The sequence below is a fragment of the Bordetella genomosp. 9 genome, from assembly GCF_002119725.1.
Classification (GTDB): Bacteria; Pseudomonadota; Gammaproteobacteria; order Burkholderiales; family Burkholderiaceae_B; genus Bordetella_C.
Window position 1 is genome coordinate 907,227 of the sequence record NZ_CP021109.1, and the last position, 14,701, is coordinate 921,927.

Consider the following 14,701-nt stretch of genomic DNA (forward strand, 5'->3'; position numbering starts at 1 on the left):
GGCCGACCTGACCTGTGCAACTTCTGCGCATCAAGGATGAGTATGGTCTCCCTGTGTGCCCATCATCAGCGGCGCGCCGGGGACGGCGGCATTGCCCGCCGCCGCCTGCCCGCTGGGCGGTTCGGCGTGTGCCCCCATTGAAGGCGGCGCGCCGGTCGCGGCCGGTCCCCGCGCGACCAGCAGGCGTTGCGCCTCGGTTTCCGCCGGGATGGGCCGGCGGTTTCGCCATACCCATCGGGCCCCGGCAAGGGCATCCATGGCCACGCGCCATGCCGCGCCCTGGCGCCGCGCGGCATCGAGCACGGCCAGCGTCTCGCGCGCCGCTGCTCGCAAGGGCAATCGGAGCCAGGCCGCCCAGATGGCGTTGCGGCCGAGCAGACGCACCCGTCCCGGCCGGTCGCGCTGCGGCGATGGCCAGTGCCAGGTGTGGATGTGGCCGGCGTAAAGCATGTCCCAGCCCGCCGCCGCCAGATCCAGCGCCAGCAGCGTCTCCTCGCCGCCAATGAAAAAGCGCGGCTCGTAGCCGCCGGCGGCCAGGAAGGCATCGCGCCGGAAGACGCACGCGCCGGCCATGAAACCCAGCAGGCGCATGGTGCCTTCCGGCCCCGGACCCAGGGGGCTGCGCGCCATGATTTCGCATGTCGGGTCCGTCCGGCCGTCGGGGCCGACGCGCACGCAGGCATTGATCAGGGCCGCGCGTGGGGCGGCGTCCAGCAGGCGCGCCGCCTCATCCAGCGCGCCGGGTTCCCAGCACGTGTCGTCGTCGCAGAACGCGACGTAGGGCGTTTCCGCGGCGGCCACGCCAAGGTTGCGGCCGGCCGCGCCCAGGTTGCCTGGCGCGCACACCACGCGCACGGCCGGAAAGGCGGCGGCGACGGCGCCGGCCGTGCCGTCGCGCGAGCCGTTATCCACCACGATGATCGGCGTGCCGGGCGCGTTGGCGGCCAGGCGCCGCAGATTGCGGATGAGCTCTTCGCGGCGGTTGTAGGTGAGCACCACCACCGAAACCCGCGGCGGGACGGCGGCGTCTTCCAAGCCATGCGGCTTCATGCCGGCTCCTGTTTGACGGACTCGCGCAGCAGCCAGAATCGTTCGGGGGCCGCCGCGTCGCCTTCGCCTTTCTTCACGCCCAGCTCCGGCAACTGGCTGGCGTAGGCGGCCACCGCCGAGGCCTTGCGGTGCACATTGGGCTGCGCGCCGAAGACGACCGGGGTCAGGCTGATGCCGCGCGTATAGAACTGCACCAGCCGCGCGTGCAGCAGGCCCGGCTTGGTGCGATACAAGGCATCTTCGTAGGCGATCCAGTTGCGCTCCGGCGTGTCGCGGAACAGGCTGAGCGCCGCATCCGATGTGAGCAGATGGTCGCCGTGGAAGAGCCCGATGGGAAACAGGACGGTGCGCGCCTGCGCCTTGTCCAGCACGCCGGCCAGCGCGGCCGCGATCTTCTCGACCTTGGGGTTCGCCCGGTTGGTCGCCCGCACGTACTGGTCGTCCAGAAAGGGCAGCCGGACCGGACGCGCCTTGAGCAGGTGCAGCGCCTTGTCGTCCTCCGTCAGCCGATGCCGCATCGCCGCCAGGCCGTCCGGAAACCCGCAGCGCCGGTCCCATTCGGTGACGGGCACCGATGCTTCGGGCACGCCCGCGAACACGGTGATGACCGTGCTGCCCGGATAGGCGGCCAGCAGCGCCCCGCATCCGGCGACCGCGTCGTCCAGATGCGGCGAGACGGCCGCGATATTCCCGGGTTCATCGATGCACTTCACCTCTGCCTCCCCGCCGCTGGGCGTCACCGCGCCCCCGGCGTCCTCAAAACCTCAGCAAGCATCCTTCCAGCGCATCCGCGATATCGCTCGATTCAAGGGGCGGCGCCCACGCGCTCCGTGGGCGGGGCTTCCGCCCGGTCCGCCGGCGCCGCGCCCTTGAGCGGAAAGCGCGAGGCGTTTCGAGGGTGGGCCTCGGCCAGCCGGCGGAAGTAACGGATAGTGTGGCGCAGTCCTTCGTCCACCGGCACGCACGGCGCCCAGCCCAGTTCACGCGCGGCCAGGCTGATGTCCGGACACCGCTGCGTAGGGTCGTCGGCGGGCAGCGGCTTGAATTCCATGGGGACGTCGGTGCCGGCAAGCCGCTGGATGCGCTGCGCGATCTCCAGCACCGTCAGCTCTTCCGGGTTGCCCAGGTTCACCGGTCCGGTGAAATCCTCCGGGCTTTCCATCAGCCGTTCCAGCGCATCGACCATATCGTCCACATAGCAGAAGGCGCGGGTTTGCGTACCGTCGCCGTAGATGGTGATGGGCTTGCCCTGCAGCGCCTGCAGGATGAAGTTCGAAACCACGCGGCCGTCGTCGGGCGCCATATTCGGCCCATAGGTGTTGAAGATGCGCGCAACCTTGATCTTCACGCCATACATGCGCGCGTAGTCATTGAACAGCGTCTCGGCGCATCGCTTGCCCTCGTCGTAGCAGGCCCGGATGCCGATGGGGTTGACATGGCCCCAGTAGCTTTCGCGCTGAGGATGCACTTGCGGATCGCCATAGACCTCGCTGGTGGACGCCTGCAGGATGCGCGCGCCGGTCTTGCGCGCAAGCTCCAGCATGTTCAGCGCGCCCACCACGCAGGTGCGCAGGGTGTGCACCGGCTGCGTCTGATAGTGGATGGGCGAGGCGGGGCAGGCCAGGTTGTAGATGCGGTCCACCTCCGCGTGGAACGAATCCACCACGTCATGGGTGACGAGCGTGAATCGCGGATGCGCCTGCAGCGGCTCGACGTGCTGCACCTGCCCGGTATAGAAGTTGTCCAGGCAGATCACGGTATGGCCTTTGTCCAGCAGCCGCTTGCACAGGTGCGAGCCGATGAATCCGGCGCCGCCCGTCACGAGCACGCGCAAGGGTCGAGGAAATGCTTGGGTCATTCTTGGTCTCCCATCAGCCTGGAAAACAGCGCCTGCCAATCCGCAATGAAGCGGTCCATGCCATAGCGTTCCAACGCGGTCTTGCGCGCCTCGGCGCCCCATGCCGCAGCGAGCCCGGGGTCCGCGATCAGTTCCTGCATCACCGCGATCAACCGATCCGGATCGGTATCGATGTAGCCGTTGCGCCCGTTGACGATGACGCGCGCCAGCTCGGTCGCGGCAAAGCCCACCACCGGCACGCCGGCCATCATGGCTTCGATCAGGGCCAGGCCCAGGCTGGTGTAGCGGATGGGGCTGAAAAAGAAGCGGTAGCGCGAGACGAAGTTCCCCACTTCCATGTTGGGGATTTCGCCCAGGCCACCCAGCGATTCGGCGTCCATTCCGATCAGGTCCAGGGGCACGCGCTCGCGCGCCTGCAGGAACAGATCGGCGCCCATGCGGCGGCCGCGGCGCCGCAGGTGGTTCAGCACGACGATGCCCTTGGGCATGCCGCCGTCAACGCAGATGCGGGACGGCGCGGGCACCCCGTGTTCGATCACCGCGGTGCGCGTCGCCCCGTTGTCCCAGGCGGCGCGGTTGTAATGCGTCACGTGAACCACGATGCCACGTTCGTGGCGGAACCAGTGGCGGGTGTCGGTCGGGTGGGGCAGCGGCGGGTCGTGTTCGATGTACACGCTGGGCAGGGCCAGCTGGCGCGCCGACAGCAGCGTCTCGCGTTCCTCATAGGTGGCGCGCGACTGGTACACGATGCAGTCGAAGTCCTGATCGCGCAGTGTGTCGGCCGGCGCTTCCCGCACGTTCGGTCCCCACGGGATACGGTTGCCCAGCGCGCCATAGCCGGGCGGGTTGCCCTCGCGCACGGGGATGATGAATTCGTGCGGCACGCGCGTCAGCGCGTACAGGTAATTGCCATGAACGTGCCACGTCAGAATGCGCAGCTTGCGGCGGGCACTGTTGCTAGACATGGTCGGCGACTCCTTGCGGAAGGGTGACGTGCGAGGCGGGCCAGTCCAAGGCCGGGCTCGCGGCGGCGCGGCGGCCAAGCTGACGCTGCGCCGCCCGCAGGACCTGCTCCACCGAAACGTTCAGCGCGCAGGGATGGCCGATCGGACAGGACTCGTGGGCGCAGGGCCGGCAGGGCGGGTAATCGGCCAGGACGGTATGGCGCGCGCGGTCCAGAGGCGCCCAGCGGCGCGTGTCGCTGCCGCAGGCGACCACGACGCTGCGCGTACCGACGGCCGCCGCGATGTGCGAGACGCCCGTATCGTTGCAGACGATCAGGGGGGCGCGCGCCAGCAGCGCCGCCAGGCCGCCCAGCGACGTGCGGTCCGCCAGGTCGATGGCCGCGCCGCCGGCGGCCGCGGCAACGCCCGCGGTGAGTTCGCGTTCCGCGGCGCTGCCGGTCACGGCAATGCGCCAGCCCTGGCTCGCCAGCGCGGCGGCCACGCGGCCGAAGCGCTCGGCGGGCCAGCGGCGCGAACGCAGGCGCGCGCCGGGATGGACGAAGACCGTGGCGGCCGGATCGAACCCGTAATCGCGCGCGACGCGGTCGGCTTCGGCCGCATCGGCGGCCGTCAGGGGCAGGTCCAGCGCATCATCGTCCACCGGCACGCCGAGAAAACGCATCAATGCCGTATAGCGAAGCGGTTCCGGCAAATCATCGGGCCACGGGAAAAGCCGTCCCGGCTGCGCCATCGCGGGATCGGGGACGAAACCCGCGTGCTGGCGCGCCCCCAGCGCGCGCACGATGGCCAGGGAAAGGCTGCCGCTGCCGTGCATTTGCAGGGCGAGATCGAAGCGGCGCGCGTGGGCTTCGCGGTAGAAGGCCGGCAGATCGCCGGGCCGCGCGGCCTGCTCGGGGAACGCCGGGATGCCGGGGAACAGCATCAGCTCGTCGATGTCCCGATGAAACCGCTGCACGAACGGCCGCGCGCTCTCGAGCCCGATCAGGGTGATGTGCGCGCCGGGGCAATGCCTGCGCAAGGCGCGCAGCGCCGGCACCGCGCAAAGCATGTCGCCCAGTTGCAGGGCCCGGAACACCGCAATGCGGCGCGGCGCGGGATGCCAAAGGCCGTCCGTCGTCATGGGAACCCCGCCCGGTAACGCAGCGAGCCGACGACGCGCCAGAAGATCGACGCCGGCGGAATCGCCGCCGAGGTCATCACCATCTCGGCGATGTGGTCCAGCGAGCGCCGCGTGCCCTTCAAGCGGCGCGCGCAGAACCACAGCGTCGCGGCCAGCCATGCCGCGCCGGCGATCGCGCCGGCTGTCGTTTGCCCGGCCGCAAAGGCTGCCAGGGCCGCCATCAGCAGCGCGGTGACCGACAAATAGAACCATGGCGGATGCGGCCGTATGCGCTCGCGATAGAGCCGCGGATGCTTTTTGTACAGCAGCGTGTCGTAGACGATCTTGCGCTGCATGCTCAGGCCCGCGCCGAAGCTGGCCGGCCGCACGGGATGAACGACGATGGCCCGCGGCGCCTTGACGATGCGCATCCCGTGTTCGAGCAGGGAAAAGTGCAGGTCCGAATCCTCGCGCCACGCGAGCTGGAAACGCGGATCGAAGCCGCCCACGGTCTCCAGCGCCTGCCGGCGCACGAAAACATTGGCCGTGGCGAATTCGGCGTCTTGGAGGCGGCTGGCGTCCAGTTCGTAGTCCGTGGGATTGGGCGGCAGCGGCATCACGATACGGCCGGACAAGGCGTCCACGCCAGGCGTGAAAGCCGCCAGCCCTTCCGCCAGCCAGGCGGCATCGGGCACGGTGTCGTCGTCGGTGAAGGCGATCAGCGGCGCGCGCGCGTGGCGCCATCCCGCGTTGCGGGCGCCTGCGGGCCCCTGCGTCCCGGTCACGGGCAGGTAATGCACCGCGGGGCCATCGGCCGCCGGCGTCATCCTGCGCACGACGTCCCGGGCGGCGTCGCTCGGGCCGTCGTCGCACACGATGATCTCGTACTCCTGCGCGGGCAGGGTCTGGCGCAGCAGCGCGCCCAGGCAGCGTTCGAGCAGATCGGGACGGCGGTAGGTCGGCACCACCACCGAGATGCGAGGCAAATCTTCTGCGCTCATCGGGGCTCCTTTGCTTTTCGCCGCAACGTCAAACCGGTTTTTCCACCAGATAGCTGCCGATCACCAGCGCATCCAGCGGCGAGGTCCAGAACGATTCCAGCGCATCGCGGGGCGTGCACACCACCGGCTCGCCGCGCGTGTTGAAGGAGGTGTTCACCAGCACCGGCACGCCGGTGCGGCGCTCGAAGGCGGCCAGCAGGTCGTAATACAGGGCGTGCTGGTCGCGCCGCACGGTCTGCACGCGCGCCGTGCCGTCGATGTGGCGGACGGCGGGAATCTGTTTGGCCCGATGCGGCAGTACGTCGTACACGAACAGCATGAAGGGGGCGCAGATGCCGGACTTGCCGCGGGCGTCGAACCATTCGTGCGCGCGTTCTTCCATCACGACCGGCGCCACCGGCCGGAAGTCCTCGCGGTCCTTCAGACCGTTGAGCCGAGCCTGCATCGCGCTGTCCAGGGGCGAGGCCAGGATGGAACGCGCACCGAGCGCGCGAGGACCGAATTCCATGCGGCCCTGGAACCAGCCCAGCACCTTTTCCTGCGCCAGCAGCTCGGCCGCGGCTTCGGCCACGTTATCCAGGCGCCGGTAGGCCAGGTGGGAACGGTCCAGGAAGCGTTCGATCTCTTCGTCCGCGTACTCCGGTCCCAGATAGGCATGCTGCATGGTCCAGCGGCGCCCGGCGCGTTCGCGCCGTTCGTAATCGACCCACAGCGCCGCGCCCAGCGACGTGCCGGCATCGCCGGCGGCCGGCTGCACCCATACCGATTCGAAAGGCCCGTTGGCGGCGATGTGCGCGTTCATCACGCAATTCAGCGCGACGCCGCCGGCCATGCTCAGGTCGCGGGCGCCGGTCTGCTCGTGCAGCCAGCGCGCCATATGCAGCGCGGTTTCCTCCAGCACCTTCTGCAGCGAATGCGCAATGTTCATGTGGCGCTGCTCGAAGGGCGCGCCGCGCTTGCGCGCCGGACCGAAGCGCGCGACCAGGTTGACCGGTTCGATGGTGTAGCCGCCTTCCTTGTCCAACCGCACGATCTCGCGGAAAACGTCGACGTACTCGGGCTTGCCGTAGGAAGCCAGCGCCATCACCTTGTATTCGTCGGACGACCGCAGAAAACCCAGGTACTGCGTCACGTCTTCGTACAGCAGGCCAAGCGAATGGGGCAGGTCGATCTGGCGCAGGCGCCGGTAGCGGCCGTTGGCGAAGTGGCCATAGCTCGTGGTGGCCCGCTCGCCGCGCCCGTCCATCGTAAGCACCGCGCATTCGTCGCACGGCGCGGCCAGGAAGGCGCTGGCTTCGTGGGAAAGATGGTGCTCGACGAACTGCCAGCGTTGCAGCAACTGTTCCAGGCTCAGGCCTTCGAACCGTTCACGCAGGTGATGCGGCGCGCCGCCGATCAACTGGCGCGGGGCGTTGACGATGTACGACAGGAACAGCGGATCCCAGGGCGACTCGCCGTTGGGACCGCGCGGCTGGCGCGAAGGCTCCAGCGGCAGCGTGATGGTTTCCGGCAGCGAGCCGCCGCCGGCGAGCAGCGACGGGTCGAAGGAGTACGCGACATGGTCCACGTCGTACAGCGAGATGCCGGCGTGGCCCAGGCAGTAGTCGATCGCGTGATAGGGCAGTTGCCAGGTGCTGAAGGGCACCGGCCGTTTGCCGTGCTTGATCCGCGTGAAGCGTTCCTCCTCGGCGGCGGCAATCACTTCGCCGTCGCGCACGAGCGTGGCGGAACAATCGTGGAATGCGGCGTTGATACCCAATGTGTACATGGCGTTATCCTTCTGATGCGACAGGCGGTGGTGCATCGCCGGGCGGGCGATTCGAAAACGGTCGCGGTGCGGGGCCGGCGTGCGGCCCTACGCCGCTGCGATCATCGTCGGCGGACGCGCGCGGGCGTGTCCTTCCAGCAGCTCGAAAGCCGCTTGCGCCACGCGCCACGGCGCGACGGCGCTCAGACAGGCGTGATGGCCCTCCGGGCAGACGCTGCGATAGCAGTATTTGCATGGCACATCGCGATACAGCAGGCGGTGCGGAACCTGCCACGGCGTGTGCTGGGGGTTGGTCAGGGCGTACAGATCGACCACGGGCGTGCCCAGGGCGGCGGCCATGTGCACCGGCCCCGAGTTGTTCGATATCAGAACGCCGGCGCGTTCGATCAGCGCGCCCAGTTGGCCCAGCGTCAGCTTGCCCGCCAGATTCACGAGCTTGTGCGGCTCGGCGCTGCGATCGACCACGTCCTGCACCAGGCTGCGCTCGTCGGATGAGCCAGTCAGCACCACGCACTCGCCCGCGCCGGCAACCATGTCGATGGCCTGCGCGAACAGCACGGCCGGATAGCGGCGCGATTCCGCCGTGGCGCCGCAATGCGCCAGCACCCAGTTCTCGTGCGGCGACACCCCGTGCGCCCGCAGCACATCGTCCAGCGCCTGGTGGTCCGCGGGCGTGGTCCGGAACGACAGGCGGGTGTCGTCCGCGCGCGCGCCGATCGTGGCGACCAGGTCGAGCTGCCGCTGCACCTCGTGCCGCGCCTGCGGCAGCGGCTCGATTTCTTTCACCCAATCGGTGATCAGGTGATAGGGGTTCTCGCGGCTGTACGCCAGCACGCGGGGGATACCGGCGGCGAAGCAGGTCAGGGCGGCGGGCAGCGCGCTCTGGCTGTAGACGGTGAAGATCACCGCCGCGTCAAAGCGCGCTGCGCGCAACCTGTCCAGCGTGTCGCGATAGGCGTCCGGCGTGCTTGCGGCGTTCTTCACCCATGCCGCTTCGTACGTAATCACCTCGTCGATTTCCGGGATGTGGCGCGCCACCGCGGCGCCGGAGCGCGACGCCAGCAAGGTCAGCCGGCGCGTGGGCCGCACGGCCTTCAGCGCGCGCAGCGCCGGCGTCGTCATGAGTACGTCGCCCATGTTGTCCAGGCGCACGCACAACACGTTGTCGGCGTGCTCCCAACCGGCGCCGCCCTGCGGCGCGGCCGCGGACGTTGCAGTCGGCGCGCTGCCCGTGGCATCCGCGATACGCACGCTCATGCCGCCTCCCTTCCGCTCGTGCGGGCCGGAGGCAGCGCACGCGCGATCACGCGCGCGGCGGCGTAGAGATCGGCCGCCATATCGGTGGGCGTGCGGAAGGCCCCACGCAGCCACTCGGTTTCGTTGCCGTTCACCAGCAGCAGCGTGCGGCAGCCCGCGCGTGTGCCGGCTTCCACGTCGTCCAGGATGTCGCCCACGAACCAGGAGCTGCGCAGATCGATGCCGTGTTCGCTCGCGGCCCGCGTCAGCAGGCCCGGCATGGGCTTGCGGCACAGGCAGGACAGCGCGTACTCGGGGCGCTTGCCCTGCGGATGATGCGGGCAGTAGTAGAACCCGGACAGGCGCGCGCCTTCGCGTTCGAACATGGCGGACAGCCGTTCCCGCACGGCCGCCAGCGCCGGCTCCTCGAAGCGCCCCAGCGCGACGCCGGGCTGGTTGCTGATGACGATCAGCGGATGGCCGAGCCGTCCCAGCAGCGCGACGGCGGCGCGGGCGCCAGGCGCCCATGCCATGCGGTCCGGATCGACGTTATAGGGCACGTCCTCGAGCAGCGTGCCGTCCTTGTCCAGGAATATCGCGGGCTTCAGGGCCATGAGGTCTCTCGCATGGGCAGCACCATCACTTCCGGAATGACGGTCTCGTCGGGCTGCGTCAGCACGAAGCGGACGGCGCGCGCCACGTTGGCGGGATCCTGGAGATTGCTGGCGTCGATGTCGGGGAATCGTTCCAGCAGAAAGGGCGTGCGCATGCCGCCGGACAGCACCGCGGACACCTTGATGCCCTGCGGCCGCAGCTCGGCGTGCAAAGCATGCGACAGCCCCATCAGGCCCCACTTGGTGGCGTGGTACACGGCGGCGTTGGGCCAGGCGCGGCGCGCGGCCGTGGAGGCGATGTTCACGATGTGGCTGCCCTTGCCCAGGTAGGGCAGCGCCAGCTTGGACATCAGGAAGGGCCCCGTCAGGTTGGTGCGCACCACGCGGTCCCAATCGGCCGTGCTGATTTCCGAGATCGGCGCGGTGACATCGACGCCGGCATTGTTGATGACGGCGTCGAGCTTGCCGTACTTGTCCACGACCTGGCGCAGCACCTGGCCGGCCTGCGTTTCATCGCCCACGTCCAGGGCCACGGCCAGGCCCAGTTCGGCCGGCAGGCTTTCGGCGACCTTGCGGGCGGCGGCTTCGTTGCGGTCGGCCACCACGACGCGCGCGCCGTCGTTGGCCAGCAATTCGCATATCGCCTTGCCCAATCCGCTCCCGCCGCCGGTCACGATGACGACGCGGCCGGACAGCGTGGAAGTATCGATGTCATGCATTCAAGCTTCTCCTAGGCGATGGCGCGCGCGGCATCGGCCGGCGCGTGAGCGGCGGCCGGCAGGGCTGCCGGCGCCATGATTTCGTCGAAGACGTTCAGCAGGTCCAGGCTGACGCGTTCCCATGTGAAGTGCCTGCGGGCCCGCCGCATGCCGGCCTCGCCCATGCGATGGCGCAGCAGGCTGTCGCGCGCCAGCATGGCCAAACGCTCGGCGAGCGCATCGGGATCCTTGGGCGGCACCAGCCATCCCGTTTCGCCGTGGCGCACCGAATGACGGATGCCGCCGGTATCGGAGCCGATGACGGGCCGCCCGCAGGCCATGGCTTCCACCGGTGTGATGCCGAAGGGTTCGTACCACGGCGTGGTGACGAAGACGTCGCTGGCGCAGTAGTAGGCCCGCAGTTGCAGGCGGTCGCGGCGGCCGGTGAATTCGACGTGCGGCAGCACGCCTTCGTCGCGGGCGATGGCGCGCAGGCGCGCGAGTTCCGGCGTGGCCTGCTCGCACGGCTCGCGGCTGTTGCCGCCGACGACGCACAGCCGCGCGTCGATGCCATGCACGCGGCGCAGCCGGCCCAAGGCGCGGATCACGTTGTCCACGCCCTTGCGCGGCACCATGCGGCCCAGCTGCAGCACCGTGAACCGGTTGTCGTTCCAGCCCAGCTCTGCGCGCGCGCCGGCGCGGTCCATGGGCCGCATTTCCGCGGGGTCATAGCCGCACGGCACGATGGAGATGCGGCGCGGATCGGCGCCGTAAAGCTCCATCAGGTCCTGCCTGTCCTGCGGGCATTCGGCGATGATGCGGTCGGCCCGCGCGATGACGTCATCCTCGATATCGAAACGGCTCTCGGGGAACAGGTCGGCTTCCTTCTGGAACTTGCGGCGCACCCGCCCCAGCGCATGGAAAGTGACGGCGAACGGAATGCCGCAGGCGCGCGCCGCCGGCATGGCCGCCATGGCCGACATGAAGAAGTTGGCGTGCACGATGTCGTAGGCTTCGCGCTGGCTGGCGAAGTAGCGCGTGAGGAAGTCTTCGAAGGCGCCCATGTAGGGCAGCAGCTCTTCCTTCGGAATCTGGCGGGCGGGTCCCGCCGGAACGTGGATGACCCGCACGTTGTCCCGCCATTCCATTTCGCGCGGCAGGAAAGGGCTGTCGGCCCGGGTGAACACGTCCACTTGATGGCCGAGGCGGCCGAAGTGGCGGGCGATCTGCGCGACGTAAATGTTCTGCCCGCCGCTGTCCACGCTTCCCGCCAGGGCCAGTGGCGATGCATGTTCACTGACGATTGCGATTTTCCGCATGATTGTTCTCCGTGCCGGGTGAGTTATCGCGCTGCTCTGCCGGAGAACCCTTCGGTCTCTCGCGTCTTGCCCTGCGCGTCGTTCGTAATGCCCTCCTTGCTCGGGCGCCCCGGTAGGGCAAACGGCGTGCCACGCGGCGGCGCGCTTTGTAACGGTTCTCGGGATGCGCGTTTACCCGCGGTGTTTCACCGGTACGGATTACAAGCGTCGGAACTTTCCACCAATCAGCCCAGCCGTCGTATTGACGATGAGATGGGGGTCGGGCGGTTTGCCCACGTGCACCTGGAAGCCGGCCATCAGCGCGCGCAGGCGGCCTTCCGAAGGCGTGTGGCCGGACAGCGCGACGGCAGGCAGCCGGCGCGGCAAGGGGATGGCGCGTTCGGCTTCCAACTGGCGGACGGCGCTCACGAGCGCGTAGCCATCCATGTCGTCCAGCGTGACGTCGCATACCAGCGCGTCGGGCCAGGCATCCGGCACGGTGCTCTGCAGTGATTCGAGCAGCGCCGCACCGGTCTTGAAGTGCCGCACCATGGCGTCGGCGTCTTCCAGCGCGCGCGCGATGGCGTCGCGTTCCTCATCGCTGTCGTCCACCAGGAAGACGCGCGCCCCGCGCAGCGACGCCTGGGCCACGGATGGGGAATAGGGCAGCGCCGGCGTCACGGAGGCGCGCAGCGGCATCTCCAGCCAGTACGTGCGGGCCGGCCCGCCGGCGGCGACATCGAAACCGAAGCGGCCGCCGAACTTCTCGACTTCCGCGCGCAGGCGCACCGGATCGAGCGGTGGCCGTCCGCCCAGCACCGCATTCAATTGTTCGGCCGGTTCCAGCGCGGCGGCGTCCGCGGGCGGCAGGCGGCTGTCCGTGACGGAGATCCGCGCGGCATCGCCCTGGCGCCGCAGGCTGAGCTCGACGCGGCCTTCGGCGGGGGTGGCCGCAATGGCGTTCAGGCACATATCCCACACCGTCTGCTGCAGCACGCTGGGATCGCCCATGACGCGGGCGTTCTCCATGCTGAGCTGCGTGTAGAGGGTGACGCCCTTTTCTTCGATGGCGGGCCGTACGCCGTCCAGGACGCCCGCCACCAGCGTGGCAAGGTTCACCGGTTGCGAGGTCACACGCGATCCGACGCTTTCCAGTTCGCTCTGCTGGCGCTGCAGGGTCCACATTTGCGCGTAAATGCCCTGGCGCGCCAGCAGCTCCGTATGGGTGCCGCGTTCGACGATGCGGCCGTGTTCGAGGACGATGATCTCGTCCGCGTTGACCACCGTGGACAGGCGATGGGCGATGATCAGCGTGGTGCGGCCTTCCGCGATGCGGTCCAGTTCGGCCTGGATCGCGCGCTCCGTGCGCGTGTCCAGGGCCGACGTCGCCTCGTCGAACAACAGGATGGACGGATTCTTCAGGATGGCCCGCGCGATCGCGATGCGCTGCCGCTCGCCGCCCGAAAGCTTGACGCCGCGCTCACCGACCACGGTGTCGTACTGCGCGGGCAGGCTTTGCACGAAATCGTGCAGGCGCGCGCCCTTGGCCGCTTCGATGACGTCGGCCAGCGACGCGCCCTGCCGGCCGTAGGCGATGTTGTAGGCGATGGTGTCGTTGAACAGCATCGTGTCCTGCGGGACGATGCCCAGGCAGCGCCGCAGGCTGCCGGGATCGACGTCGCGGACATCGACGCCGTCAACGGTCACCTTGCCGGAGTCCGCTTCGTAGAAGCGGAACAGCAGGCGGCCCAGGGTTGATTTCCCCGAGCCGCTGCCGCCGACGACCGCCAGCGTGCGGCCGGCCGGAATGTGGAAACTCACGTCCCAGAGGATCTGCCGGCCCGGTTCGTAGCTGAAGTTCACGCCCTCGAAGCGCACCTCCCCGCCTTTGGCGCTGAACGCCGGCAGCGGCGCGGCGGGATCGGTTTCCGGCGGCAGGCGCAGCAGCGAACTCACCTGTTCGGCGTTGATCATCGCTTCCTTGGTCTGGCGGAACACCAGGCCCAGCGTATTCAGCGGCAGGCAAATCTGGATGATGTAGGCGTTGACCAGGACAAGGTCGCCCACGGTCATGTCGTGGCGGGTCACCTGCAGGCCCGCCAGCAGCATGACGGCGCCCACGCCCAGTGCGATGACGGCGCTCTGGGAGATATGCAGGGTCGACAACGCATGCTGGTTGTCGATGCCCACGGCGCGCCAGCGATCCAGCAGCTCGCGCAGGCGGCGGGACTCGTGGGCCTCGCTGGTGTAGTACTTGACCGACTCATAGTTGAGCAGGCTGTCCACCAGGCGGCCGCCCGCGGCCGAGTCCAGGTCGTTGATCATCCGCTGGTAGAAGATGCGGCGCTTGGTCAGCACGTAGGTCACCGACGCATAGATGACGAAGGTGACGGCCACCAGTACCGCGAACCAGGGATCGTAGCCGCTGACCAGGATCGCCACCACCGACCCGATTTCCACCAGGGTGGGCAGCAGGGTGAACAGTGCCGTGCCCATCAGGAAGCCGATACCCGCGGTGCCGCGTTCCACGTCGCGCGCCAGCGTGCCGGTCTGCCGGCTGGCATGAAAGCGCGCCCCGAGCTTGTGCAGATGCTCGAAAATCCGCAGGTTGAAGTCCGCGACCGTTGCCTGTGTCACCGGCGAAAAGACCACGTCGCGCAGCTCGGTGAAGAGCCCGCCGGCGAAGCGCAGCAGCGTGTAGCCGATGAGCAGGAATACGGGCAGGGTCAGCAAGGCATCGGGCCGGCTCAGGTGATCGACCACCATCTTGAGCGCCACCGGCACCGCCACCGCGAACAGTTTCGCAAGCACCAGCAGCACCATCGCGGCCGCGGCGCGGCGCCGGTACTTCCACAGTGATCGTCCCAGGGTGCGCAGGACTTCGGATCGGGCATAGCGGGATGCCTGTTCTGCCATTCCTCCCTCCGATGGCTGACTGCCGATAGTGGCCGGCGCGCGGGCAAGGTTTGTGCCCAACCATGGGGACGGTCAATCCGCCATCGGCCGGTTCGGCTAGTACGCCAGGATGATGCGATGGCTCACCCGCCCATGCGGATGGCCTAGAACCGGCTAGGCCAAGCGCGCGGGTTGTGAACACGCCGCGATGCGGTCTAA

At 68.9% G+C, this 14,701-nt stretch carries 12 protein-coding genes; all 12 read right to left on the minus strand.

Going from position 1 to position 14,701, the window contains the following annotated elements; genetic code table 11:
* Positions 1 to 30 precede the first annotated feature (30 nt).
* Positions 31 to 1,050, minus strand: coding sequence for a glycosyltransferase family 2 protein (locus CAL13_RS04280; protein ID WP_086071619.1), 1,020 nt, complete (start codon positions 1,048 to 1,050; stop codon positions 31 to 33).
* Positions 1,047 to 1,763, minus strand: coding sequence for a PIG-L deacetylase family protein (locus tag CAL13_RS04285; RefSeq protein ID WP_157664385.1), 717 nt, complete (start codon positions 1,761 to 1,763; stop codon positions 1,047 to 1,049). Before CAL13_RS04285 ends, CAL13_RS04280 begins: the two co-directional genes overlap by 4 nt.
* 92 nt (positions 1,764 to 1,855) lie before the next feature.
* Positions 1,856 to 2,908, minus strand: a complete 1,053-nt coding sequence (locus CAL13_RS04290; protein ID WP_086071620.1) for a UDP-glucuronic acid decarboxylase family protein — start codon at positions 2,906 to 2,908, stop codon at positions 1,856 to 1,858.
* Complete coding sequence (locus CAL13_RS04295; protein ID WP_086071621.1) at positions 2,905 to 3,873, minus strand: glycosyltransferase family 4 protein; 969 nt, start codon at positions 3,871 to 3,873, stop codon at positions 2,905 to 2,907. Before CAL13_RS04295 ends, CAL13_RS04290 begins: the two co-directional genes overlap by 4 nt.
* Positions 3,866 to 4,993, minus strand: coding sequence for a glycosyltransferase family 9 protein (locus tag CAL13_RS04300; protein WP_086071622.1), 1,128 nt, complete (start codon positions 4,991 to 4,993; stop codon positions 3,866 to 3,868). Before CAL13_RS04300 ends, CAL13_RS04295 begins: the two co-directional genes overlap by 8 nt.
* Positions 4,990 to 5,973, minus strand: coding sequence for a glycosyltransferase family 2 protein (locus CAL13_RS04305; RefSeq protein WP_086071623.1), 984 nt, complete (start codon positions 5,971 to 5,973; stop codon positions 4,990 to 4,992). Before CAL13_RS04305 ends, CAL13_RS04300 begins: the two co-directional genes overlap by 4 nt.
* Positions 5,974 to 6,001: 28 nt before the next feature.
* On the minus strand, positions 6,002 to 7,741 hold the full coding sequence (locus CAL13_RS04310; RefSeq protein WP_086059239.1) for a carbamoyltransferase family protein: 1,740 nt from the start codon (positions 7,739 to 7,741) through the stop codon (positions 6,002 to 6,004).
* Between the two features lie 87 nt (positions 7,742 to 7,828).
* Positions 7,829 to 8,998 (minus strand): glycosyltransferase family 9 protein, encoded by a 1,170-nt coding sequence (locus CAL13_RS04315; protein WP_086071624.1) that lies wholly within the window; start codon positions 8,996 to 8,998, stop codon positions 7,829 to 7,831.
* A complete protein-coding gene (locus tag CAL13_RS04320; RefSeq protein ID WP_086056278.1) occupies positions 8,995 to 9,591 on the minus strand; it encodes a D-glycero-alpha-D-manno-heptose-1,7-bisphosphate 7-phosphatase in 597 nt (198 codons plus the stop codon). Before CAL13_RS04320 ends, CAL13_RS04315 begins: the two co-directional genes overlap by 4 nt.
* Positions 9,582 to 10,310 carry an SDR family oxidoreductase gene (locus CAL13_RS04325; RefSeq protein WP_086056279.1) on the minus strand — a complete coding sequence of 243 codons (729 nt, stop codon included), beginning with the start codon at positions 10,308 to 10,310 and terminating at the stop codon, positions 9,582 to 9,584. The genes CAL13_RS04320 and CAL13_RS04325 overlap by 10 nt, the downstream gene beginning before the upstream one ends.
* Positions 10,311 to 10,321: 11 nt before the next feature.
* Positions 10,322 to 11,608, minus strand: coding sequence for a glycosyltransferase (locus tag CAL13_RS04330; protein WP_086071625.1), 1,287 nt, complete (start codon positions 11,606 to 11,608; stop codon positions 10,322 to 10,324).
* 198 nt (positions 11,609 to 11,806) lie between these two features.
* A complete protein-coding gene (locus CAL13_RS04335) occupies positions 11,807 to 14,503 on the minus strand; it encodes an ABC transporter transmembrane domain-containing protein (protein WP_086071626.1) in 2,697 nt (898 codons plus the stop codon).
* Positions 14,504 to 14,701 lie beyond the last annotated feature (198 nt).